Origin of the sequence: Janthinobacterium sp. SUN033, assembly GCF_030397595.1 — a bacterium.
GTDB lineage: Bacteria > Pseudomonadota > Gammaproteobacteria > Burkholderiales > Burkholderiaceae_D > Janthinobacterium > Janthinobacterium kumbetense.
Genome location: NZ_JAPQNV010000004.1, coordinates 37,252 through 61,658, shown reverse-complemented (window position 1 = coordinate 61,658; position 24,407 = coordinate 37,252). Strand labels below are relative to the sequence as shown.

21 protein-coding genes are annotated in these 24,407 nt (G+C 63.8%); 7 read left to right on the top strand and 14 right to left on the bottom strand.

Annotated elements, in window-relative coordinates:
- Positions 1–73: 73 nt before the first annotated feature.
- The 5 genes from OX460_RS17375 to OX460_RS17355 all read left to right on the top strand — a co-directional run bounded on the left by OX460_RS17375 (position 74) and on the right by OX460_RS17355 (position 6,231).
- Positions 74–889 carry an NF038120 family PEP-CTERM protein gene (locus OX460_RS17375; RefSeq protein WP_289899420.1) on the top strand — a complete coding sequence of 272 codons (816 nt, stop codon included), beginning with the start codon at positions 74–76 and terminating at the stop codon, positions 887–889.
- A 1-nt stretch (position 890) separates the two neighbouring features.
- Positions 891–4,055, top strand: a complete 3,165-nt coding sequence (locus OX460_RS17370) for a S8 family serine peptidase (protein WP_289899419.1) — start codon at positions 891–893, stop codon at positions 4,053–4,055.
- Positions 4,056–4,177: 122 nt separating this feature from the next.
- Entirely contained in the window at positions 4,178–4,831 is a 654-nt protein-coding gene (locus tag OX460_RS17365) for an AIM24 family protein (protein WP_077399203.1), read from the top strand.
- A 17-nt stretch (positions 4,832–4,848) separates the two neighbouring features.
- Positions 4,849–5,490 (top strand): AIM24 family protein, encoded by a 642-nt coding sequence (locus tag OX460_RS17360; protein WP_096233707.1) that lies wholly within the window; start codon positions 4,849–4,851, stop codon positions 5,488–5,490.
- Positions 5,491–5,493: 3 nt separating this feature from the next.
- Positions 5,494–6,231, top strand: coding sequence for an AIM24 family protein (locus OX460_RS17355; RefSeq protein WP_289899418.1), 738 nt, complete (start codon positions 5,494–5,496; stop codon positions 6,229–6,231).
- A 1-nt stretch (position 6,232) separates the two neighbouring features.
- Here OX460_RS17355 and OX460_RS17350 read toward each other — a convergent pair whose 3' ends face one another.
- Together OX460_RS17350 and OX460_RS17345 are read right to left on the bottom strand one after the other, a co-directional pair.
- Positions 6,233–7,042, bottom strand: coding sequence for an enoyl-CoA hydratase (locus OX460_RS17350; protein ID WP_289899417.1), 810 nt, complete (start codon positions 7,040–7,042; stop codon positions 6,233–6,235).
- Positions 7,043–7,085: 43 nt separating this feature from the next.
- Complete coding sequence (locus tag OX460_RS17345) at positions 7,086–7,715, bottom strand: head GIN domain-containing protein (RefSeq protein ID WP_289899416.1); 630 nt, start codon at positions 7,713–7,715, stop codon at positions 7,086–7,088.
- A 174-nt stretch (positions 7,716–7,889) separates the two neighbouring features.
- Between OX460_RS17345 and OX460_RS17340 the strand changes: the two genes are divergently transcribed.
- Positions 7,890–8,447: a flavin reductase family protein gene (locus tag OX460_RS17340; protein WP_289899415.1), complete on the top strand. Its 558-nt coding sequence runs from the start codon at positions 7,890–7,892 to the stop codon at positions 8,445–8,447.
- Between the two features lie 157 nt (positions 8,448–8,604).
- On the opposite strand, the gene gdhA is transcribed toward OX460_RS17340, so the two are convergent.
- From gdhA to OX460_RS17295, 9 genes are all read right to left on the bottom strand, one after another.
- Positions 8,605–9,948, bottom strand: coding sequence for an NADP-specific glutamate dehydrogenase (gdhA, locus tag OX460_RS17335; RefSeq protein ID WP_289899414.1), 1,344 nt, complete (start codon positions 9,946–9,948; stop codon positions 8,605–8,607).
- 208 nt (positions 9,949–10,156) lie between these two features.
- A complete protein-coding gene (locus tag OX460_RS17330; protein ID WP_289899413.1) occupies positions 10,157–11,146 on the bottom strand; it encodes a glycosyltransferase in 990 nt (329 codons plus the stop codon).
- Entirely contained in the window at positions 11,143–12,444 is a 1,302-nt protein-coding gene (locus OX460_RS17325) for a Rieske 2Fe-2S domain-containing protein (RefSeq protein ID WP_289899412.1), read from the bottom strand. Before OX460_RS17325 ends, OX460_RS17330 begins: the two co-directional genes overlap by 4 nt.
- A gap of 2 nt (positions 12,445–12,446) precedes the next feature.
- Positions 12,447–13,487, bottom strand: a complete 1,041-nt coding sequence (locus tag OX460_RS17320; protein ID WP_289899411.1) for a polysaccharide pyruvyl transferase family protein — start codon at positions 13,485–13,487, stop codon at positions 12,447–12,449.
- 56 nt (positions 13,488–13,543) lie between these two features.
- Entirely contained in the window at positions 13,544–14,284 is a 741-nt protein-coding gene (locus OX460_RS17315) for a Stf0 family sulfotransferase (RefSeq protein ID WP_289899410.1), read from the bottom strand.
- A gap of 311 nt (positions 14,285–14,595) precedes the next feature.
- Positions 14,596–15,843 carry a DUF819 family protein gene (locus OX460_RS17310; protein WP_289899409.1) on the bottom strand — a complete coding sequence of 416 codons (1,248 nt, stop codon included), beginning with the start codon at positions 15,841–15,843 and terminating at the stop codon, positions 14,596–14,598.
- 185 nt (positions 15,844–16,028) lie between these two features.
- Positions 16,029–17,390: a tRNA 5-hydroxyuridine modification protein YegQ gene (gene yegQ / locus OX460_RS17305; protein ID WP_289899408.1), complete on the bottom strand. Its 1,362-nt coding sequence runs from the start codon at positions 17,388–17,390 to the stop codon at positions 16,029–16,031.
- Positions 17,391–17,482: 92 nt separating this feature from the next.
- Positions 17,483–18,871, bottom strand: coding sequence for an FAD-binding oxidoreductase (locus tag OX460_RS17300; protein ID WP_289899407.1), 1,389 nt, complete (start codon positions 18,869–18,871; stop codon positions 17,483–17,485).
- 222 nt (positions 18,872–19,093) lie between these two features.
- On the bottom strand, positions 19,094–19,732 hold the full coding sequence (locus OX460_RS17295; protein ID WP_289899406.1) for a TetR/AcrR family transcriptional regulator: 639 nt from the start codon (positions 19,730–19,732) through the stop codon (positions 19,094–19,096).
- 105 nt (positions 19,733–19,837) lie between these two features.
- Here OX460_RS17295 and OX460_RS17290 point away from each other — a divergent pair, with 105 nt between their 5' ends.
- Positions 19,838–21,046: a TCR/Tet family MFS transporter gene (locus tag OX460_RS17290; RefSeq protein ID WP_289899405.1), complete on the top strand. Its 1,209-nt coding sequence runs from the start codon at positions 19,838–19,840 to the stop codon at positions 21,044–21,046.
- On the opposite strand, the gene OX460_RS17285 is transcribed toward OX460_RS17290, so the two are convergent.
- The 3 genes from OX460_RS17285 to OX460_RS17275 all read right to left on the bottom strand — a co-directional run bounded on the left by OX460_RS17285 (position 21,043) and on the right by OX460_RS17275 (position 24,165).
- Entirely contained in the window at positions 21,043–21,288 is a 246-nt protein-coding gene (locus tag OX460_RS17285; RefSeq protein WP_099665586.1) for a DUF1059 domain-containing protein, read from the bottom strand. The genes OX460_RS17290 and OX460_RS17285 overlap by 4 nt on opposite strands.
- A gap of 93 nt (positions 21,289–21,381) precedes the next feature.
- A complete protein-coding gene (locus OX460_RS17280; protein ID WP_289899404.1) occupies positions 21,382–23,709 on the bottom strand; it encodes an acyl-CoA dehydrogenase in 2,328 nt (775 codons plus the stop codon).
- 123 nt (positions 23,710–23,832) lie between these two features.
- Complete coding sequence (locus OX460_RS17275) at positions 23,833–24,165, bottom strand: hypothetical protein (RefSeq protein ID WP_077399256.1); 333 nt, start codon at positions 24,163–24,165, stop codon at positions 23,833–23,835.
- Positions 24,166–24,407: the final 242 nt, after the last annotated feature.

Below are 24,407 nucleotides of genomic sequence, written 5' to 3'. Positions count from 1 at the left end.
CACTTTTGTGAAAAAGCTGAAAGCGGGCGTCAGACCTGCCGACCTATCTATCCACAACAATCAAGGGAATAGAATGAATCGTTTATCACATGCGCGGGTATCGCCCGCCACCGCCAATCCGCCCGCTACCCGCGGTCGCGTCGCCGTCCTTGCCGCGCTGGCCACCTTGTCTGTGCTGGGCTCGGCACCGGCCCTGGCCGGTGTCCTGACTTTCGACAACTTGCATCCCGACGTGTATGAAAGCGGCCAGACGCTCAATACGTCGAGCTACAACCTGCTGTTCCTGGCCGACCCGACGACGGCGGCCGGCGGCGGCGTCAGCGGCGTGGGCGCCATCCTCGATGGCCGCGTGGGTTCGTCGTGCGATATCGCCGCCTGCCCGCAGGGCGCCACCGGCAATTACCTGGCTATCCTCAACGATGGCGGCGTGAATTTCACGCGCGCCGACCACCAGGCATTCACCCTGGCCGGTTTCGATTATTCCTTTATCGCCCCCGTGTCCGGCTTGCCGAACCAGAATTGGGGCCAGCTGCAGCTGAGCGGCACCCTCAGCGACGGCCAGGTGATCAGCACCTCGCTGGCGTTTCCCGGCCAGGGCAGCGATGGCAATTACCATTTCCAGAGCGCTTCCCTGCTGGGCGGTTTCAGCAACTATGCGTTTACGGGCCTGAGCTTCAATGCGTGCATTTTCAATGACACGGGCGCGTGCAGCAATTCCCTCGATTTCCCTGCCTTCAACCAGGGCCAGTTCGCGCTCGACAATATCAATATCAGCGCCGTGCCGGAACCGTCGACCTACATGCTGATGCTGGCCGGACTGGGCGCCATCGGCATGCTGTCGCGCCGCCGCAGCGGCAAGTTCGCCGCCTCCACCGTGCAAGGAGCATGAGATGAAATTACGTCCCGTTTCACTCGGCATCCTCTTGCTGGCCGCCAGCCTGGTGCAAGCGGCGCAGGCGCAGGAACGCCGCTCCTACATCGTGCAACTGGTCGACAAGCCGGCCGCCACCTACACGGGCCAGGTCGACGGCCTGGCCGCCACCAAGCCGGCCCCGGGCGCGCGCATCAACGTGGGCGCGGCCGATGTGCAGGCTTACCTGAACTACCTCGACACCAAACAGGCTGCCGTGGCCGGCACCGTCAGCGCGGCGGAAATCACGCACCAGTACAGCGTCGTCTTCAACGGCTTTTCCGCCTTGCTGACGGACGATGAAGTGCGCGCCCTGAAGAAAAACAGCGGCGTGGCCAGCATCAGCGCCGACTCCATCCTGCAGCTCGACACCAGCTACACGCCCAGCTTCCTGGGCCTGGACAAGCCGGGCGGCATCTGGGAGCAGCTGGGCGGCAAGGCGCACGCGGGCGAAGACATCATCATCGGCATCGTCGACAGCGGCATCTGGCCCGAGAACACGGCCTTTGCCGACCGCCTCGACGAGAATGGCGTGCCCAGCCACAGCGGCAACAATGTCGTGTACGGCGCGCCACCGGCCAGCTGGCAGGGCACTTGCCAGACGGGCGAAGGCTTTAGCGCCGAGAATTGCAACAATAAGCTGATCGGCGCGCGCTACTACCGCGCCGCCACGTCGGCGCTGCACTGGACGGAATTCATGTCGCCGCGCGATTCCGTCGCCGGCCTGACGGGGCACGGCGGCCATGGCACGCATACGGCGTCCACGGCGGGCGGCAACAATGGCGCCCTGGCCACTTCGAACGGCGTGTCGCTGGGCAAGGCGTCGGGCATGGCGCCGCGCGCCCGCATCGCCGCCTATAAAGTGTGCTGGACGGCCGCCTCGACGGGCCGCAACGGTTGCGCCACGGCCGACAGCGTGGCCGCCATCGATCAGGCGGTCAAGGATGGCGTCAACGTCATCAACTTCTCCATCGGCCCGAACGCGGGCGGCGGCGCCTTCGACGAACCGACGGAAGTGGCCTTCCTCGGCGCGGCGGCGGCCGGCGTGTTTGTCGCCACGTCGGGCGGCAATTCCGGCCCGGCCACGCCTGCGCCCGACGTGCCGGCTCCCGTCTCGCACATCAGCCCATGGCTGGCAACGGTGGCCAATTCCACCCACAACCGCCTGTACGCGGCCAACGTTACTCTCAGCAGCGGCACGAAACTGGAAGGCGCATCGAGCAATGCGAATACCCCGGCGCTGCCGCTGATCCAGTCGCGCGACGCGGGCCTGGCAGGCGTGCTGCCGACGGATGTCAACTTGCTGCGCTGCTTCGGAGTGGCCGATGCCACGTCGGCGTATCTGGACCCGGCGAAAGTGGCGGGCAAGATACTCGTGTGCGACCGTGGCGGCAACGTGCTGGTCAACAAGAGCGCGAATGCCAAAACGGCCGGTGCGGCGGGCGTGATCATCGCCAACGTGGCCGGCGGCGCCAACACCGTCATCAACCAGGCGCACGCGCTGTCGACCGTGCACCTGGCGCAGGCGCAGGGCGACGCGCTGAAGGCCTTCATGGCGGCGACACCCGACGGCACGGCGGCATTGGGCGAAATCCACACCACCGCCGACACGACGGTGCTGGCGCCGATCGTCAGCGACCGTTCCTCGCGCGGCCCGAACGTGGCCAACGCGAACATCCTGAAACCGGATCTCTCGGCGCCCGGCACCAACGTGCTGGCCGGCGTGACGGCCGACCTGACGCAGGCGCAGCGCGATGCCGTGGCAGCGGGCGGCGTGGCGCCGGCGGCCGAGTGGGATTTCTATTCCGGCACCTCGATGGCCAGCCCGCACGTGGCGGGCGTGGCGGCACTGCTCAAGCAGCAGCATCCGGACTGGTCGCCCGCGGCCATCAAGTCGGCGCTGATGACGACGGCCTTCAGCACGTATTCGGATGGCTTGAACGGTTCCGTGTCGTGGGATGCCACGGCGAAGAACTCGGGCCAGCTGCCGTGGGGCCAGGGCGCCGGCCACATCGCGCCGAACAGCGCGGCCGATCCTGGCCTCGTGTACGACATGTCGGAAATCGACTATGCGCGCTTCCTGTGCGGCCTGAACCTGAAGGTCTACAGCGCTGCCACGTGCCAGGCCATCGGTACCATCGCGGCCTATAACCTGAACCTGGCGTCGCTGACGGCGGCCAACGTGCTGGGCACGCAAACCCTGACGCGCACGGTGACCAACGTGGGCGCCAGCAGCGCCGTCTACAACGTCTCGGCCAGCTTGCCGGGCTATACGGTGGCGGTGACGCCAACGAGCCTGAGCCTGGCGCCGGGCGCCAAGGGCCAGTACCAGGTCAAGCTGACGCGCACCACGGCGCCGGCCAATACCTGGACCTACGGCGCCCTGAGCTGGACGGATGGCACGCACACGGTGCGCAGCCCGCTGACGGCGCGCGGCACGGCGCTGGTGGCTATTCCGCTGGTCAGCAGCGAAGCGGCCACGGGCAGCAAGGTGCTGACCCTGGGCACGGGCTTCTCGGGCGCGCTGGTGGGCGTCAAGTCGGGTCTCGTCGAAGCCGTGCGCCAGGCGCGCACGATCGGCCAGGCGACGACGGGCGCCGCCGCATCGGCTGCCTGCAAGGCGGGCGGCGCCACGGGCGTGAACGTGCACAATGTGGTGATCCCGGCCGGCACCCTGGCGGCGCGCTTTGCCACCTACGATGCGGAAACGACGGGCGGCGCGAATACCGACATGGACATGGAGGTCTACAACGCCGCCAATGTGCTGGTCGGCAGCAGCGGCAATGAAAGTTCCAATGAGCAAGTGGAACTGCGCCTGCCCGCCGCCGGCACCTACAAGGTGTGCGTGATCGGCTTTGCGCCGCAAAACGGCCAGGCCGACTACACCTTGTCGTCGTGGGTGCTGGCGCCGGGCTTGTCGAATGGCGGCTTCAAGGCGCTGATGCCGGGCACGGCCTACACGGGCGGCACGGCGACTGTCTCGCTGAGCTGGTCCAACCTGGCCGAAGGCAAGCGCCACCTGGGCGCCGTCGGCTACCAGGTGGCTGGCGTGGTGCAGGGCGTGACGGTGGTCGAGGTCAATACCAACGATCCCGTGCCGCTGTTCCAGAACGCGCGCGGCGCCAAGCCGGTGCTGGCTGAGTAAACCGTTCTTTGCTTGAACGCAAGGCGTGCCTCCGGGCACGCTTTTTTTTTATTCACCCACCCCCGTTCGGGAGGAATAGCACTTGCATGGTGGTAACGCCAACGGTATCTTGTCGGATAGCCATGGCTTTGTGCCCTGGCATTCTTGGGGAGTCGCGCGTGACCAGTTTCCGCACCAATACCGACCGCCTGCTGGAAGTGCGCCTGCAGGATGAAAAAGTGCTGGCGATTGCCGGCGCCATGGTCGCCTATACGGGCAGCATCAAATTTGAGAAATCCCTGCTCGGCGGCGAGGGCCTGTTCGGCGCGCTCAAGCGCAAGGTGACGAACGAAGGCATGCAGGTGATGCAGGCCGCCGGCACGGGCACCGTGTTTTTCGCGCAGAATGCGGCCGAGATCACCGTTATTCCGTTGACGGGTGAAAAGCTGACCATCGAAAGCAGCAGCTTGCTGGCCTACGACACGAGCCTGAAGACGGGCACCAGCTTTGCGGGTCTGCGCGGCGCCAGTTCGGGCCAGGGCCTGTTTTCCACCACCGTCGAAGGGCATGGCAACCTGGCCGTCATTTCGCGCGGCAACCTGATCATGCTGGAAGTGACGCCCGCGCACCCGCTGCGCGTGGACCCGGACGCCTTCGTCGGCTTCAAGGGCGACATCCGCCAGGAATTCGTTTTCGACGTCAACTGGCGCACCATGATCGGCCAGAGCTCGGGCGAATCGTACCAGCATAAATTCACAGGCCAGGGCGTGGTGTTCATCCAGCCCGCCGAACGTTAAGTCAGCGAGGACCCGCCATGCCTGTCTATCAGCAAATCAATGAAAAGATGCTCGAGGTTAAACTCGGCAATGAAGAAGTATTCGCCCGCAAGGGCGCCATGGTGTCCTACCAGGGCGACGTGGCGTTCAGCCGCTCCTTCCTGGCCGGCCAGGGCGTGCAAAGCCTGGCCATGCGCGCCGTCACGAACGAGGGCTACGCCCTGATGTCGGCGCGCGGCACGGGCAGCGTGTTTTACGCACAGGGCGGCCTGTTCGTCAGCATCGTCCCCGTGCGCGGCGAAACGTTTTATGTGGAAAGCGATTCCCTGCTGGCCTTCGATGCGCGCCTGACGGCCGGCACCATGTTCCTGGGCAACCAAGGCGGCGTGCAGGGCGTGGTACGCGGCATGGCCTCGGGCCAGGGCTTGTTTACCACCACCTTGCAAGGCACGGGCGAAGTGGCGATTTTGTCGGACGGCAATGCCATCGGCTTGCCCGTCACGTCGGACGTGCCCGTGTTTGTCGACCCGCAAGCGTATATCGGCCACACGGGGCAGCTGAGCTCGACCATCGTCACGGACTTGAACTGGAAAACCTTCGTCGGCCAGGCGTCCGGCGAATCGTACCAGGTGAAATTCACGGGCCAGGGCACGGTCTATATCCAAGCGAGCGAAAGGTAAGCCATGACGATTTACAATCCCGATACCTTGCCGAAGAACGATAACCTGAACCGTTTTTCGTATGTCATCGACGTCAAGGAACAGATCTTCATTCGCAAGGGCAAGATGATCGCCTTCTATGGCGAGCTGCGCTTCGAAGCCATGGGCAGCAGCGTGCTCGACTTGATCGTGCGCAACGCCTTCAATGCGCCCAAGTACGTGCACCACTTTGTCGTGGCGCAAGGGCAGGGCCAATTGATCCTCGGCGACAACGGCAACGACCTGGCGTGCTACGACCTGGACAACGCCAACATGACCATCCGCGCGAAAAACCTGCTGGGTTTTACCAAGGATGTGATTTGCCAGGAATCGACCTTGCCCGGCTATCTGACGATGATAGGCACCGGTAAAGTCATCGCCTCGTCGAACGGCCCCGTGCATTTCCTGGAATTGCCGTGCCGCGTGGACGAGCAGGCCGTGCTGGGCTGGGCCGACTGCCCCAGTCCCTCGTATCACTACGATTACGCCCACGTGCAGGGCTGGGCCTCGGCCGCCGGCGCGCTTACGGGTTTTACCCTGTCGGGCGAGGAAAAGCAGATCGATTTCACGGGTGCCGGCACGGTGCTGGTGCAATCGTCCGAGCTGGACGTGACGGGCAGTTCCGCCCTGATGCAGCTGCTGGCGCAATTGCCGCTGCTGGGCAAGGAAGACCTGGGAACCTTGAGTCTTTCGGCCCAGCAGCAGATGAAGGAACAGCGTTAAGCTACCTGACGGTCGCCCAGTCGGGCGGCCGCTTCTCTAAAAAGGCGGCCACGCCTTCTTCCGCATCCTCTTCCATCATGTTGCGCGCCATCACGTCGCCCGCATACGCATACGCCTCGTCCAGCGGCAGTTGGCGCTGTTGGTAAAACATCTGCTTGCCGTAGCGGATGGCCGTCGGGCTTTTCTCCATGATCTGCTGGGCCAGGCGCGCCACTGCCTCGTCGAGCGCCGCGTCGGCCACCGTTTCATTGATCAGGCCCCAGTCGGCGGCCGTGTCGGCGTCGATGAAGCGGCCCGTCACCAGCATGTCGAAGGCCCGCTTGGGCGACACATTGCGCGACAGGGCGACCGATGGCGTGGCGCAGAACAGGCCCACGTTGATGCCGGAGACGGCAAAGCGCGCGGACGCGCCCGCCACGGCCAGGTCGCAGCTGGCGACCAATTGGCAGCCGGCCGCCGTGGCGATGCCGTGCACGCGGGCAATCACGGGCACGGGCAAGGTTTGAATGGCTTGCATCACGCGCGAGCATTGCGCGAACAGGGTTTGATAATACGCAAGCTGGCGCGTGGCCTGCATCTGGCGCAAGTCGTGGCCCGCGCAAAAGGCCTTGCCTTCGGCGGCCAGCACCACGCAGCGCACGTGCGGTTGCTGCGCGATGGCATCGAACGCCTCTTGCAGCGCGGCCAGCATGGCTTCCGACAGGGCATTGAATTGCAGGGGACGGTTCAGGCGCAGGGTGACCAGGCCACCCTCGTCTTCGCGCAGCACCAGCGGCGCATCGTTATCCTGGGTTTCGGGTATTGCGGTCATGCGGTCTCCCCTGGCCTGATGGCCTTGTTTTTTTCAGGAAATCTTACTTGGCGGCATTGACGCTGCCGATGCCGGCGATCGACTTGTGCACGATCTTCGGCTTGCCGTAATACGTCAGTTCGCCCATGCCGCGCACCACGGCGTTCAGTTCGCCCGAGGAATACACCTTGACGGAGCCGATGCCTTCGAAATTGACGTCGACGTTTTTCGCCAGCAAGGCTTTCGTATCGACTTCGCCCACGCCTTGCGCCTTCAGGCGCAGCCAGTCGACCTGGCCATCGGCGGCCAGGCGGCCCGCGCCCTTGTAGCTGATGTCGACTCTTGGACCATTGAGCTTGGTCAATATCTTTTCGCCCGCGCCTTCCGCGATCAGCTTGCGCAAGGTCGGCATGGTGATGATGATGCGCGGGTCGCCCTCGGTCTTCTTGATGTCCTTGTCCTTCATGGAAATTTTCAGTTCGCCATCGACCACTTCCGTGATCACGCCGCTGAGGAATTTCTGGTCGCCGCGCAGCAGCAGGCTTTGCTCCTTGCCCGATTCGACTTCGATGCTGATGGGGCCGCGGATATCGATGGCGTTGAAGGCGCCGACCGTGCGGGTTTGCTCGTCGGCATGCGCGAGGGTGGCGAGGCAGGCAAGGGACAGGGCTGACAACAGGAGCAGAGGACGCATGGCGGTTTCCTTGAGTAGTTGATCAGTGTATTCTATTGTGCAACATCTCCATTGGGGAGAAATTTGCGATGAACTGCACAAATCGCGGCGCGGACGAGCGCCGCCAGCGGCCAGCCGCGCGCCCGGCAAGGCGCCGTTGGGCTATGCTGTGGCGTACCGCGTCCTGGAGACTGCATGAAAAATTACCACAAAGAAGATTATCCCGTCGCCGACATCCGGCGCTTCCTCGAACCGGGACCGGTGGTGCTGGTCAGTTCAACGTGGCAGGGCGAAAGCGATGTCATGACCATGGCCTGGCACATGCTGATGGAATTTTCGCCATCGTTGCTGGGCTGCTTCATTTCCGACGCGAACCACAGCTATGAAATGATCAAGCGCAGCGTGGAGTGCGTGATCAACCTGCCCACGGCCGACATGGTCGACCAGGTGGTCGCCATCGGCAATTGCAGCGGCGCAGACACGGACAAGTTCACGGCCTTTGGCCTGACGCCCCAGCCGGCCGAGCAGGTGGGCGCGCCCCTGATCGCCGAGTGCTACGCCAACTTCGAATGCAAGCTGGCCCAGGTGGCAGGCAATCCGAAGGGCGGCTTCTTCATTTTCGAGTGCGTGAAAGCCCACGTGGCCACCTCGCCCAAGCTGCCCGAAACCCTGCACTACCGTGGCAACGGCGAGTTCATGGTATCGGGCCGCACCATCAGCCGCAAGAGTCTGATGAAGCCTGAAATGTCGTAGGACACCTGACCAAACCTACTGCGCGTCGATATAGGCGGCCTGCGATGCTCACCGTACCCGAGTACGGTTGCGCTTCTCGGCCACCTCTCTCTTCCGCTCGCTACGGTTTTGTCAGGTGTCGTTAATTCTCAAGATGCTCCCCGTATCTGTCCTGGGGTTAAATGACACCCTGCGCCAGCATCGCATCGGCCACTTTCACGAAGCCGGCGATATTGGCGCCATCCACATAGCTGACGGAACCGTCCGCGCGCGTGCCGTATTGCTTGCACGCGGCGTGGATGCCTTGCATGATCTGCAGCAAACGTGCATCGACTTCTTCGCGCGGCCACGATATGCGGGCCGCGTTCTGGCTCATTTCCAGGCCGGAAGTCGCTACGCCGCCCGCATTGCTGGCCTTGCCCGGCGCGTACAGCACGCCGGCCGCTTCGAAGGCCTTGGCGGCCTCGATGGTGGTGGGCATGTTGGCGCCTTCGGCCACGCACTGCACGCCATTGGCGATCAGGGTGCGCGCAGCGTCGATGTCCAGTTCGTTTTGCGTGGCGCAGGGCAGGGCGATGTCGACCGGCACATGCCATGGCGACACGCCCGCCTCGAAGCGCACGCCCGTGCGCGCGGCGTAATCGCTGACCCGGCCATACAGATGATTCTTGATTTCCATCAGGATGGCCAGCTTTTCCGGCGTGAAACCTTCCTCGTCGATGACGGTGCCGCTCGAATCGGAGACGGTGATGACTTTCGCGCCCATGGCCATGGCTTTTTCCACCGCGTATTGCGCCACGTTGCCCGAGCCGGACACGGACACGCGCATGCCTTCGAACGAGCGGCCCTGCGTTTTCAGCATTTCTTCTGCGAAATACACGGTGCCGTAGCCCGTCGCTTCCGGACGCATCAGCGAGCCGCCGAAGCTGGCGCCCTTGCCCGTGAACACGCAGTCGGCGCGGTTGCTGAGTTTTTTCATCATGCCGGCCATATAGCCCACTTCACGCCCGCCCACGCCGATGTCGCCGGCCGGCACGTCCGTGTCCGAACCCACATGGCGGAACAGTTCGCTCACGAAGGCTTGGCAGAAACGCATCACTTCGCCCGGGCTCTTGCCCTTCGGATCGAAATCGGCGCCGCCCTTGCCGCCGCCCATCGGTAACGTGGTCAGCGCATTCTTGAACGTTTGCTCGAATGCAAGGAATTTCAGCACGGACAGGGTCACGGACGGGTGGAAGCGGATGCCGCCCTTGTACGGCCCGATGGCCATGCTGTGCTGGATGCGGTAGCCGCGATTGACTTGCACTTGCCCATGGTCATCGACCCACGATACGCGGAACATCACCACGCGCTCCGGCTCGATCAAGCGTTCCAGCAAGCCTTGTTCCGCGTATTTCGGATGCTGTTCCAGGAATGGCCACAAGCTCTCCATGACTTCGGTGACGGCTTGCAGAAACTCGGGTTGACCTGGATTGCGTGCGGCGACATGCTGGACATACTCGTGAGCAGATGCGTATTTCATCAGAATTCCATGGAGGTAATCGGTTATTTGGGCAACTATCATCGCAGATTTTGCACAAAAATGGTGCGGAAATTTGGTTTTGAGGGGTTTCTGCTACATTGTGGGGCGCGCTTTCCCATCAAGCCGCGAGGCCAAACAGAGAGTGGTCTGGTGGAAAAAGTGACCGAAAAACAAAAAACGCCAGCGTGAGTGCTGGCGTTGCGGACCTTTACGTCAGGTGTCCGGATCGTTTCGGGCGCAGCCCGGGCAAGGGCGTTTCCTTGCCGATGAGCAGCTGCATGGCGCGCTGCCGCAGCGTGTGGCGAATCCGGTGCGGAGCCCGGCATGCAACAGTATCTAGCAAGAAATAGGAAAGAGTGCGCAGGCCGGGCACCGGGCAAGGGGCGCTGGCGCGCCAGTAACGTGTTGCTGCCGGGATACCGGTATGGTTCAGCAGGGAACGCAGATTGTTCAGCTTGCGCGCTGAGCGGATCCTGTTGGCCAGTGCTGGCGCCAGTCGCGCAAGGTGCGGCGTGAGCATGGCGTCGATATGCAGGAAATGCTCGAGCTTGCGCGATATTGCGGTCATTTGCGGATGATGTTGCCGATAGTGCAGCAGGACGTTGCTACTGTAGTGTATGGACATGCCGGCACTCAGGCAGCGTATCCAGTAATCGTAAGCGGCGCCTTCCTTCAGCTGTTCGCTGAATGGCCCGATACGGGAGAGCAGCCGTTTGCTGAGCAGCACGCCGGATGGCTGGATGGGAGAACCCAACAGGCAGGCGGGCCAGGCGGCAAATTGCCGTGGCGTTGCCCAGGCCACGGGATTGCCGCCATGGCTGTTAAGCGTGGCAACTTGCGATGCATACACAATCGCATCTGGCGTGTCGGATGCTTCTGCCTGTGCCAGTTGTTCGGCCAGTTTTTCAGGCAGCCAGATGTCATCGTCGTCGATGAAGGCCACCCATGGACAACGGGCGGCGGCCACTCCCGTATTCCTGGCGGCCGCCAGGCCGGTGCCCGCATTGTGCACGATGGTCACGTGCGGGTAGGCAGCGTGGACGTAAGCGGCAGTGCCGTCGCTGCTGGCATCGTCGATCAGCAAGATTTCCTGCGCGGGCCGGGACTGGGCCAGCAGCGATTGCAAGGTGTCGTCGAGAAACCCCCTGGACCAGCCGTTCCTGGTGCAAATGATGACGCTGACGGGGGCGACGCTCATGGCGCCACGGCTTCTGGCGGCGCAACACGGATGCGGATGGCTGCGCCGTCTTGCCGGATGTCATACGGTTGCAGTGTCAATGACGGGCAGGACGATTTTCCTGTTTGCAAGTCGAACGAGATGGCACAGGCCGGGCAATACACTTTGTCGCTGTCGCAGCCGCCATCGGCCAGGTCCACGCCGTAATGCGGGCAGGCCGCATCGTAGGCGCGGGTGCCGTCGCTGGTGCGCACCAGCATGATGCGATACGGCGCGGCATCGACGATGATGCGCTGCGTATCGGGCCCGTCAGCAGGAAGCTGGCCATGTATGACGCCGTTCGCCTGGTCGAGCTGGCCGGCAACGACGGGAACGGCTGCCGGCGTCTGCACGGGAGCGGCGACGACGGGCGCGCCGAAATTGTCTTCGCGTCGCAGGTGCAGCACTATATCGTGGCCCTGTTCGATATCGGCGGCCCGGCGCCAGAATTCGCGCGAGTAAAAACAGGCGGGATCGAAGGTCGGGCGGGAAGCATTGAGGCGCATGGAGATGGCCACGCGCGTCGCGTCCGTCGTATTGAGGTGCGTGCCGTGCAGCACTTCTGGATCGAAGACCAGCATCTCGCCTGCCGCCAGCGGCAGATAAGTCGGCACCGGCAGGCGGTAGCCCGCTTGCAGGTACAGCGTGCGGCGCTCGCAGGGCAGCGAGGCGTTGGCCAGTTCCGGATACAGCACCATGCCCGCTTCCGCCGGCACCTCGCCAATGGCCCACCAGATATTGCGTCCGTCCCGCGAATGGCCGGCCCAGCTATCGATGTGCGGACCATGCGCCCAGGCGGCGGGCGGGTGGCCCCGGTGATAGTCTTTCGGCGCGTACACGGGGTCAATGACCTTACGGGCCTGAAACTGCTCGCGCACGGCCGCGCTGAGGCGGCCAATGCCGGGATTTTCGCTCGCCGGATTGGTCTTGCGCGCCACTTCGTAGGGGAAGTTGATGCGCAGGATCAAATAGTCATCCACATAGAAATCGCCATCCCAGCCCAGGACCTGGCGGCCGACGGCCGTCGCCATGGCCAGCAAGGGCTGGCGCAAGCGTTCCAGCACCTGGTTGCGCAAGGACGTCACGTCGTCGGTGTCGATCACTTCGTGCAGCCGCTCGATGCCATGCTGGCGCAGCACCTGGGCTGCCGCGGCGCCCTTCATTTGTTCGACCGTGGAAATAATTTCGCTGAGCACGCGCTCGGTCATCGTTGCCCACGGGGCGAGTTCACGGACGTGGCACTTGAGCCACACGCCCTGTGTCGAGGATGGAGCGCTCATCTTCATTGCTCCGATGCCAGGGTGCGCAAGGTTTGCAAGCCGCGCACCGTGATCTGGCGCAACTCCTGTATCAGCGGCAGGGCGTCCTGGCGCGCGCGGCGATACTGCGCGACCGAGCGCGCGCGGTCCATGATGGCGCTCACGCAGTCGCCACTTTGCATCAGATCAACATCCCACGACGCCATGCCGATGGTCGACAGCATCGAGCGGCCCCGTTCGTCATACGACAGGTTGATGCTGTGCGAGCCCATGGCCAGGCAGGGCAGGAAACCATGCAGGCGGTAGCTGACGTGCAGCTTGCAGGTGCGCAGCGCTTCGATGTAGCGGCTGACTTCGTCAAAGTACAGGGGGGCCGCTTCCGGGAAGCCGGCGGCAAATTCGAGATCGATGTAGTCGTGGCAAGCCAGGTAGACGGGTTGCGCATATTCGGCACGCAGGGCGGCAATCAGGCGGCGCAAGTCTTCGGCGATGCGCCACTGCAAGGTGGCCGGAACGCTCATGCGCATGGGGTGACGGATGGAAATGATCACGCCGCCCTTGGCGGCATCGCCCTCGGCATTCGGCGGCAGGTACAGCGTGGGGCAGCCACCGACCGTCACCTTGGCGCCAAGGTCGGCGAGGATTTCCTGCGAACCCGTGTCGCGCACCATGGCCACCTTGGCATGCTCGACCAGGTGCCGTATCGCAGTCGGGCTGAGCGCATCGGTGCGGTCTTCCATTTGTCCGTCGCGGCCCGTGATGCGGCCGTGGGATAGCCCCATCAGCATCATCGGCCGGCGCAAGGCATTGACGGCCTGGGCATCATAGGACAGCTGGCCGTTTTCAAACAGATTCCCGCCGCCCACGATGACGGCGTCGGCGAGGCGGTTCATGTCGTAAATCTGGCGTGGCACCAGGCCGCCAAATTGCGGTCCCTTCAAGGCAGGAATGCTGACGACATTGGTGGCCGCTCCGAACACCTCATAGAGGAGCTCTGCCGTAGCGTAGCCGATGAGATCGTTGCCGATATTGCGAGTGGTGGGGCGCACCATAAAGATATTCAATGTTCGTCCTGTCTTGTTGTGTGTGTTCAATGAAAACGGGGAAGCCAGGGCGTTGACTAGCCGCGTGCCGCAAGTTCTTCGACGAGCGTGCGTATGCGCGATTTCAGTTCCTGGTCCCCTGGGTAGGCGCCCTGGTCCACGTCCAGCATGCGTTGGGCGCTTGCCGCATCGGCATTGACGCCGAGCAAGGCGGCGATGTCATCGATCAGCGTCAGATCGTGCCGGTTGACACGTTCGGTACTGATGACGAGCGGTTCGATACCCCGTTGCTTGAACCAGTCCTGCCAGAGTTGCTCATCCACGGCAATCAGCTGCATGGCCTTGCGCGCCGCCAGTTTAAGGCGCCAGGTCGAGTAATTTTTTGTTACCGGGGCGATTTCGAAACCCCAGCGCCCCGTGATCATGCAGGTCGCCAGGGATGCCGCCTGGGCGAGCTTGTTGTCGCGGATCAAATGAATGACCGTCGCTCCTTCGAACAAGGCGGTAAAGTCGTGTGGATACGGCCACTTTTGTATCTGGGGAAACTGGATATTCGATGCGAACAGGCCATTCGCAGAACGCCTGGCAAAAATATGCGCGAGGTAATCCTGTTTCTTGATTTGCCAGCGCTCCGTCAGCGCCTGCACGCTATTGTCGTTGAAATACTCCAGCGGCACGCCGATCCCTGCGCCGAGTAACAGGCGGGCCAGGCGTTTGCTCGATGCGCGTGGCGCTGCGCATACCAATAGCTTTTTATGGGGGAGTGGCGACGACGTATCGTAAGGAAACTCACGCATTTCTGCGGGCGTTGGACGCATGCTGCCGGTCCATACTGACTTGATATTAGTCAACGGAGTGGGGAAACGTTCATTCATGAGTGGGGGGGAGGCTGGCTATGCCCTGTTGCGTGCGATGATGCTTTTAAAGCAATTAAAGAATTTACTTTCTTGAAAATATGTTGCTTTAAAATATTATCTCAATTCATGCCATATATAGCACAAAGTTATTATTTATTTATGTTTTATGTCTCTCCCTAGCAACTATTGATGGCCGGTAGCAAGCTGATTCGAGAACCAACGACAACGCCAGCCCGAAGGCTGGCGTTGTCGTTACCGCGCTGCCAGGAGCGTCACCCCGCCATGCTGCGCAAGATCAAGCCCGTGATGTAGGCGCCGTAGGTGCCCAGCGCGTAGCCGAGCACGGCCAGCAGCACGCCGACGGGCGCCAGGGCCGGGTGGAAGGCGCTGGCGATGACGGGGGCCGACGCGGCGCCGCCGATGTTCGCCTGCGAGCCCACGGCCATGAAGAACAGGGGTGCGCGGATCAGCTTGGCGACGAGCAGCATCAAGCCGCCATGCACGGCGATCCAGATCAGGCCCAGCAGGAACAAGAACGGCTTGTCGAGCAGCGCGCCGAGATCCATGTGCATGCCGATGGTGACCACCAGCACGTACAGCATGGCCGAGCCGATGGTCGATGCCCCCGCGCCTTCCAGGCTGCGCGCCCGGGTAAAGCTGAGCAGCAAGCCGAAGGTGGTGGCGAGCACGACGATCCAGAAGAAGTTCGACGTCAGGCTGTAATCCTGCAGGCGCCATGCGGCGGGCATGGTATTGATCCAGCTGATGATGGGGCCGGCCAGGAAGTGCGACAGTCCCGTCACGCCCAGGCCCACGCCGAGGATGATCATGATGTCCGTCAGGGTGGCGACGCGCGCGTGCTGGGCGCGGTAGCTTTCGATGCTGTCCTTGAGCGCATTGATGGCCGTCAAATCGGCACCCGTCCAGCGGTCGAAGGCGCCCGCGCGGCCAGCCAGGAACAGCAGCACGGCCGTCCAGACGTTGGCCACCAGCACGTCGACGGCGACGAACTGGCCGAACAGGGTGGCGTCCACTTCGAACACTTCCTTCATGGCCGCCTGGTTGGCGCCGCCGCCTATCCATGAGCCGGCGACAGTCGTCATGCCGCGCCATGTGTCGCCCGCCACCGTTTCCGGGTGGATCAGGCGCAGCGCTTCGAACGAGACGAGGGCGCCCAGCATCACGCCGAGTGTGCCGGTGAGAAACATGATGATGGCCTTGGGGCCGAGGCGGATGATGCCGCCGAAATCGATGGCCACGCACAGCAGCACGAGTGCGCTGGGCAGCAGATAGTCGCGCGCCACGGCGTACAGGCCGGACGTGTTGCCGTCGATGATGCCGAAGGTGTTGAGCAACGCCGGGATCAGATAGCACATCAGCAGGGACGGGATATACGTATAGAACTTTTTCCAGAAGCCATTTTGGCGGGAGGCGGTCCAGAAGACGGCCCCCAGAGTCATGGCGAGCAGGCCGAGGACGACGGCGTCATTGGTGATCAGGGCAGAGGTGGCAGGTGGCATCGGGGATTCCGGTGAACGTGTCAGGGACGCACGGGATGCCGATCAGGCCCCCCGGGCGCAGGGTGGCCGTATCGTATAGCAATGTTGAAGCCTAAACAAATTATTCAGGCCGTGCCAGCGGGAATTTTTCTTGTCAAATCAAACACTTACATACTGGTTCGCCACCCCGCGCTCCAGACTGGCGGTTACAAATAGCGGGCCAGCAAGGCCTTGTCGAGGGACACGTCGAGTTCGATGCGCACGAAGTGGCCGCTGCCGGGCGCCACCTGGATCTCGCCGCCATCGTCGGCCAGCATGCGGGTAATCGTGAAGTCGCGGTTGCCGCCCGGATGCACGGCTTCGATGCGGTCGCCCACGGCAAAGCGGTTTTTCACGTCCACCCTGGCCCAGCCGTCCGTCACGCCCAGCACGTCGCCCACGTACTGGCTGCGGTCCGCCTCGGACGCGCCGCGCATGTAGTTCTGGTGCGCTTGCGTGTGGTGGCGCTGGTAGAAACCATCCGTATAGCCGCGGTTGGCCAAGCCTTGCAGCTGGCCCAGCAGGCTGATGTCGAAGGGCCGGCCCGCGACGGCGTCATCGATGGCCTGGCGGTAGACTTGCGCCGTGCGCGCCGCGTAGTACAGCGACTTGGTGCGGCCCTCGACCTTCAACGAATCGACGCCGATTTTCACCAGGCGCTCGATGTGTTCCACGGCGCGCAAGTCCTTCGAGTTCATGATGTAGGTGCCGTGCTCGTCTTCGAGGATCGGCATCAGCTGGCCCGGACGCTGGGCTTCTTCAATTAAATATGGCTGGTCGGCCAGCGGGTGGCGCGGCTGCTGGTGCAGGGCGGAAAACGCGTTGTTGTCGGCCTCGGCCAGCGCCTGGTGGAATTCCAGCGGCACCACTTGCATGCCGCCCAGGTCGCCGCTGGCGTCTTCGGTGGCATTTTTCACCTTGTAATCCCAGCGGCAGGAATTCGTGCACGTGCCCTGGTTCGGGTCGCGGTGATTGAAGTAGCCGGACAGCAGGCAGCGGCCCGAATAGGCGATGCACAGGGCGCCGTGGACGAACACTTCCAGTTCCATTTCCGGGCAGCGCTGGCGGATTTCCTCGATCTCGTCGAGCGACAGTTCGCGCGACAGGATCACGCGCGTCAAGCCCATGCGGTGCCAGAATTTCACGTCGGCCCAGTTGACGGCGTTCGCCTGCACGGACAGGTGCACGGGAATCTCCGGCCACTTGTCGCGCACCATCATGATCAGGCCCGGATCGGCCATGATCAGGGCGTCCGGGCGCATGGCGATCACAGGCTCCATGTCGCGCAAATACGTTTTCAGCTTGGCGTTGTGGGCGAAGATATTGCTGGCGACAAAGAATTGCTTGCCGCGCGCGTGGGCGCCATCAATTCCCTCCTGCAAGGCTTGCAAGGTCGAAAAATCGTTATTGCGCACGCGCAAACTGTAGCGGGGCTGGCCCGCGTAGACGGCGTCGGCGCCATAGTCGAAGGCGGCATGCATCTTGGCCAGGGAACCGGCAGGCAGGAGAAGTTCGGGAGCGTGGCGCATGGAGGAGGGGCAAAGCCGGCGATTGTAAGCGGGCGGCGAGCGCATTGCATTGCCCTGGATCAAGGGATTGCAAAGCGCTGCGCCGTGGCAGCCTAGGCGGCCGGACAGATGTTCTGGTTGGCGCGGAACAGGTTGGCGGGATCGTATTGCTTCTTGATGCGCGCCAGGCGCGGATAGTTCACGCCATACGCGTCGGCCGTGCGCCCGCTTTCATCCTCGGTCAGGAAATTGACGTACACGCTGCCCGTCGCATACGGCGCCGCGTCGTTGAAGAACTCGCGTGCCCAGGCGATGCAGCGCGCGTCATCGGCCGGCTCGTCCCAGCGCGTGTGCACGTTCATCACGTACAGGGCGTCGCGGTGCGGATAGGCCGTATCCTGCGGCGCCGGCCGGCTCGCCTGCGCGCCCAGCAGGCCGAGGAAGATTTCGCATTGCGGCGTCGGCAGCTTGCCGGCATGGCGGATGACGGTATCGATGGCCGCGTCGCTGAGCTGCGTGAAGTTGTGCGATTTCCAGTAATTGCGCGCGCCCGGCGTGAGCAGGGCATCGAACGCCTGTTGCCAGGCCGTGTACGGCATGCTGCCCAGGTGCATGCCCAGCGGCTGGCCGAAGCTGCCGATGCGCTCGATCGCTTCCTGCATGGCGGAAGATTGCACGGGCGAAAAGACGGGCAGAACCAGCACGTCCTGGCCGTGCACTTCCGGCGGCAGGAAGGGCAGCGGCGGCGCCTTGCGCAAGACGGCCCAGACGGTCAATGCATCGGGCATGCCGTCGACGAAATCGCGGTATTTCGTCAGCACCGCCTTGGCTTGCGCGTAGGGAAACACGATGAGGCCGGCCGTCACTTGCGGCCCCACCGGATGCAGCTGGAATTCGAAGCGCGTGACCACGCCGAAGTTGCCGCCGCCGCCGCGCAAGGCCCAGAACAGGTCCGGATGCTCCGTCGCGCTCGCATGCAGGAACTGGCCGTCGGCCGTGACGACATCGGCCGCCAGCAAGTTGTCGGCCGCCAGGCCCAGCGTGCGGCTGAGCCAGCCAAAGCCGCCGCCCAGGGCAAGTCCTGCCACGCCCGTGGTGGAATTGATGCCCAGCGGCGTGGCCAGGCCGAACGCTTGCGCCTCGTGGTCGAAGTCGTGCAAGGTGGCCCCGCCTTCGACGTGGGCGCGGCGCTGTTGCGGATCGATATGCACCGAGCGCATGCCGGACAGGTCGATCACCAGGCCATCGTTGCACAGGGCGCTGCCGGCGATATTGTGGCCGCCGCCCCGCACGGCCAGGGGCAGGCCGTGGTCGCGTGCATACGCCAGCGCCGTGCGCACGTCGGCCGTGCCCGCGCAGCGCGCGATGAGGGCCGGATGCCGGTCGATCATCGCATTCCAGACGGCGCGCGCGCTGTCGTAGCCGGCGTCGTTCGTTTGTAACAGTTGCCCTCTCAATGAGGCTTGCAACTCATTGAGCTGGCCGTTCGTCAAGGTATTCATCGTGTACCTCCCAGCGGCTGCATGCGGTTATGGGTATGGTGACGGGAAGCAGGAGGACTGTCCCCGCGTGCCGGCCTGCATGCATCGTTTGCCAGCGCGTGGTTTCATGATAGGAAGGCGCCAGACGGTACGCAAGCCCAGGTGCTGGCAAATGAAACAAGGAAGTACGAAGGCTTGCGCTGCGACAGACGATGGGCTGCCTGAACGAAGGGGGCTGTCGCTTCAGGCGTAGGGCGTGCCCGCCATGGCGGCGTTCAAGCCCGTATGTCCCCGGTCCACCAGGGACAGGAAGCCGGCCTTGGCCAGTTGCGCGTCGCCATGTTGCGCGAAGGCACGGTGCGCTTCGATGAGGGCGGTGCTCCACGTGGCCAGCAGCAGGCTGGCCGCCAGGTGGGCGAGGGGATCGCTTGCATCGCGCCCCGTGGCGTCGGTCAGCGCCAGCGCCACCACGTGCGCCAGCTCGTCGCGGATCGCCCGCGCCCGCGCCTTCAAGGTAGCGCTGGCCTCGATGGTGGCAATGAAACCCTGGCCGGCGGCAGAAAACGTGAGGTAGGGACTGTCCTCGGCCGCCAGGCGGTGCGCCAGCAGGCGCAGGGTTTCGATGGGAGCGATGGCGGGATCGCGCTGGCGCAGGGCGGCGCGCAGCAGTTCGCGTCCCTCTTCCTCGCGGTCGAAGAACATGTCTTCCTTGCGGGGGAAATGGTTGAACACCGTCATGCGTCCCACGCTGGCCGCAGCCGCGATCTCGTCCACCGTCACTTGCTCGAAACCGTGCACGAAGAACAATCGCGTGGCGGCATTCGAGATGGCTTGCCTGGTGGCAAGGCGTTTGCGGGAGCGGAGGTCGGCAGGAATCGTCATGTTGCCCCGATCATACACGAAGTGTACTGAGTACAGATAACGCTTGATGGCGCGGCAAGATGGGGAATACTATTTATGTACTGAGTACATATTTAGATTGAGTATATGAAGAAATCCCTTCCCGTGGCGGCGCTGCCCGTCATTTTCGCCACTGTCGTGCTCGACGCCATCGGCATCGGCCTGGTCTTTCCCATCTTGCCGGCGCTGCTGCGGGACGTCACGCATGCCGATAACGTGGCGCCGTATATCGGCATCATGACGGCCCTGTACGCGCTGATGCAGTTCATCTTTGCGCCGGTACTGGGCGCATTGAGCGACCGCCTGGGCCGGCGTCCCGTGCTGCTGCTGTCGCTGGCGGGCGCGGCCGTCAATTACCTGTTCCTCGCCTTCGCGCCCAGCCTGTGGATGCTGTTGCTGGGGCGCGCCATCGCTGGGTTGACGAGTGCCAACGTTTCCGTGGCCACCGCCTACCTCACCGATATTTCGGCCGAGAACCAGCGGGCGCGCCGCTTCGGCTTGCTCAACGCCATGTTCGGCGCAGGCTTCATCATCGGCCCCGTGCTGGGCGGCGCGCTGGGCGACTACGGGCTGCGCCTGCCGTTCATGGCGGCAGCCGTCTTGAATGCGGGCAATCTGTTGCTGGCGTGGTTGAGCTTGCCCGAATCACGAACGCCGACACGCGGAAAAATCGACCTGGCGGCATTGCATCCCTTGCGCCCCTTACGCTGGGTTTTCTCGGAGAAAAGCTTACTGCCGATCACCGTCATCTTCTTTACCTTCAGCGCGGCCGGGGAAGTGTATGGCGTGTGCTGGGCCTTGTGGGGACACGATGCGTTCGCGTGGAACGGACTGTGGATCGGCCTGTCGCTGGGCGCTTTTGGCGTGTGCCAGGCGCTGGCCCAGGCCTTCTTGCCCGGTCCGGCCGTGAAACTGCTGGGCGAACGCGCCACCATCCTGACGGGCGTGGCCTGCGCCTGCGTGGCATTGACCGTCATGGCGTTTGCCACGCGTAGCTGGATGATCTTCGCCATCATGCCCGTGTTCGCCCTGGGCGGCATCGGCGCGCCGGCCTTGCAGTCGCTGGCGACGCGGCAAGTTGCCGAGGACCGGCAAGGCCAGTTCCAGGGCGTGCTGGCCTCGGCCGTGAGCCTGGCGTCCGTGCTGTGTCCGCTGGTGTTTTCCAGCATTTACTTTGGCGTCCGGGCGTACTGGCCCGGTGCCGTCTGGCTGTCCGTGATCGTCGTGTACGCGGCGCTGGTGCCGCTCGTGCTGGGCTTGCGCTTGCAGAAACCGGCGCAAGCCCTGGCAGGCTAGTGCGCGTGCGAGGCCCCGCTGCTGCCGGCCTGTCCCGTCATGGGCAGGTGTTCGGGCGGCATGCCGTCCTTGAACAGTTGACGCAGCTGCTGGCGCAGCTCCGGCGTGTCGTGGTGATGGTGTACCGAGACCGCGTGTTCCACGGCAATACCCAATAGCTCTTCCTCGCTGTCGGCCGAGATGGCCACCGAGCAATGTGTGTCGCTTGGAAATTCCCGGCAATCGATGAATTTGCGCGTCATGATCGACTCCTTTCTGCAAAGAGCGGGCACCGCGCCCGCTCCATTCAGTATAGGTCGCAAATTCGCCTAGGCGGCGCGGCCGCCGGTATCGGCCTAGTGCACGGGCAAGTGTGCTGGCTGCGCCGCTTCGGCCGGAAAATCGTCGACCTGGATCAAGCCATCGGCCAGGCGCGCATATTCCAGCAAGGTATTGTGCTCCTGGCAGCTGACGGCGCCTGCCGCCTTGGCTGCGGCCAGCCACTGTTGCATGGCGGACAAGCTTTGCGGCAAGTGCCGCAGGGCCGCGCCTGCGGGCGTGTCTTTCAGGCGTTTTTCGATGTGCAGCACGTCGGGCAGCAAGGCCAGCGCCCGCTCGGCGCAGGCAACAGTATCTGCGGCGTCGCTGGCGACATGGCCGTCGGCCAGCAGCCGTTCGCGGTCGGCGCCCGGCGTTTGCAGGGCCAGCGCCACCTCGCTGCCCAGCTCGTCGGACGGCGGACGGTGTGGCAGGCCAAACGGAAACAGCAGGGTGCGCAGCAGCACGGCCAGTCCGCGCGCGGGGAAATTGTCGAGCACGCCCGTCAAGCCTTGCTGCGCCTTGACCAGCGCATCTTGCAGCGACCAGTGCACATACGGCAGGTCGGCGGCGAAACGGCCATCGTCCTCGTAGCGCTTCAGCACGGATGAAGCCAGGTACAGCTGCGCCAGCACGTCGCCGAGGCGGGCGGACAGCCGCTCGCGGCGCTTGAGTTCGCCACCGAGCACGAACATCGACATATCCGTCATGACGGCAAAGGCCGTCGACAGCCGCGTCAGGGCGCGGTAATAGGGCGCCAGTTCCGCGGCGCCGGCGTCGGGCACGGCCGCCAGGCGCGCGCCGCCCAGGCCGTACCACAGTCCCATGGCCAGGTTGCCCAGGACAAAGCCCACGTGGCCAAAGAAGGCTGCATCGAAATCGCGCACGGCTTTGCGACCGTCGCTTTCGCTGACGGCGGCCATTTCCCTGAGCACATACGGATGCGCGCGGATGGCGCCCTGGCCAAAGATGATCAGGCTGCGCGTGAGGATGTTGGCGCCTTCGACGGTGATGGCGATGGGGATTTGCTGGTAGGCGCTGGCGAGGAAATTGTTCGGTCCCACGCAGATGCCCTTGCCGCCGAGAATGTCCATGCCATCGTTGACAAGCGCGCGGCCCCGTTCCGTGACGTGGTATTTGACGATGGCGGAAATGACGGCCGGCTTTTCGCCCAGGTCGACGGCGTGCGCGGCCAGGGTGCGGGCCGCATCCATCAAGTACAGGTTGGCGCCCATGCGGGCCAGCGCTTCCTGCACCCCTTCGAACTTGCCGATTGGCATGTTGAACTGGCGCCGCACGGCCGCATACGCACCGGTGCCGCGCACGGCCATCTTGCCCATGCCGACGCTGGACGAGGGCAGAGAGATGGCGCGCCCGGCGGCCAGGCATTCCATCAGCATGCGCCATCCTTTCCCCACTTGCGCCTGGCCGCCGATGACCCAGTCGATGGGAATGAAGACGTCGTGGCCCGAGGTGGGGCCGTTCTGGAACGCGGCATTCAAGGGATGGTGGCGGCGGCCGATCACCACGCCGTCGTGGCTGGCGGGGATCAGCGCGCAAGTGATGCCGGGCGCATCGTTGTCGGACAGTAAATGGTCGGGATCGCTGGTCTGGAATGCCAGGCCCAGCAAGGTCGCCACGGGCGCCAGGGTGATGTAGCGCTTGTTCCAGCTGAGGCGGAAACCGACAGTGGCGCGCCCTTCATGCATGCCCATGCACACGACGCCCAGGTCTGGGATGGCGGCCGCGTCGGAACCCGCATACGGGCTGGTCAGCGCAAAGCAGGGAATCTCCGTGCCGGCAGCCAATCGCGGCAGGTAGTAATCCTTCTGTTCTTCGGTGCCGTAGTGCAACAGCAGTTCGGCCGGCCCCAGCGAATTGGGCACCATCACGGTCACGGCCAGCGCAGAACAGCGGCTCGACAGCTTCATCACCACTTGCGAATGCATGTAGGCGGAGAATTGCTTGCCGCCGTATTGTTTCGGGATGATCATGCCGAGGAAACCCTGGCTTTTCATGTAGTCCCAGGCTTGCGGTGGCAAGTCGAGTTGCTGCTGCGTTTCCCAGTCGTTGACCAGTTCGCACAGCCGTTCGACGTCGTGCTCGAGAAAGTGGCGCTCCTCGGCAGTGAGCATGGCGCGGCCATACGCCAGCAGCTTGGGCCAGTTGGGCCGGCCGGAAAACAGGTCCGCATCCCACCAGGTAGTGCCCGCCTCGAGCGCGTCGCGTTCCGTCTCGGACATGGTCGGCAAGATGCGCTTGAACAGCGCGAGCAGGTGCGGCGCAAGCAAGGCGCGGCGCACGGGGCCGGGCGCAAACAGTAAAGCCAGGCCCAGCAGGGCCAGCATCAGTATGATCGTCAGCATGCGATATCTCCCTGTGTCATGACAACAGAGTAGGCCGATGCGGCCGATGTTACTGTGCGGTACTGCGCATACGCACAACGCCAACCGCAGGGGTTGGCGTTGTGGTGTCTGGCGTGAGGCGTATCAGCGTTGCGGAACGACAATCACCGTGTCGCCCGTCTTGCCCTTGGCGCCCGTGTCGCCTTTGGCGCCTTCATCGCCGGCAACACCAGCGTCGCCCTTGGCGCCATCGTTGCCTTGCATGCCGCTGTCGCCCGTCTGGCCCGTGGCGCCGGTGGCACCCGTCGCGCCGGCAGGGGCTTCGGCGCCCTTGGCACCGGTAGCGCCGGCAGGACCAGGCGCGCCGGCAGGGCCGGGAACGACTTGTACGACGGTAGGCGCGGGTGGCGCTTCGCGCTGGCAAGCGGTCAGGGCGAGGGTAGAGGCGAGCGCGAGCAATATCAGGGTAGTTTTCATGATGCATCCTTTGGCAGTGTGCCGTGATGTACGGAACGGCTCGACGGCGTCGGGCGCGAGTTTCGCATGGCGGTATGGCGGAGAGAATCGGATCAGGTAGCCGTTGCGCCGTGTCGCGCAGGGCGCTGGCGGCGGGAAGGGATGTGGTCTGCCTGCAGCATGTGCTTTTGGACAGCCGCAGTCCGTACGTTTGCGTACATAGCGGCGGGCCGGGGTGGAGGTTTTGTGCAAGGACAAACAAA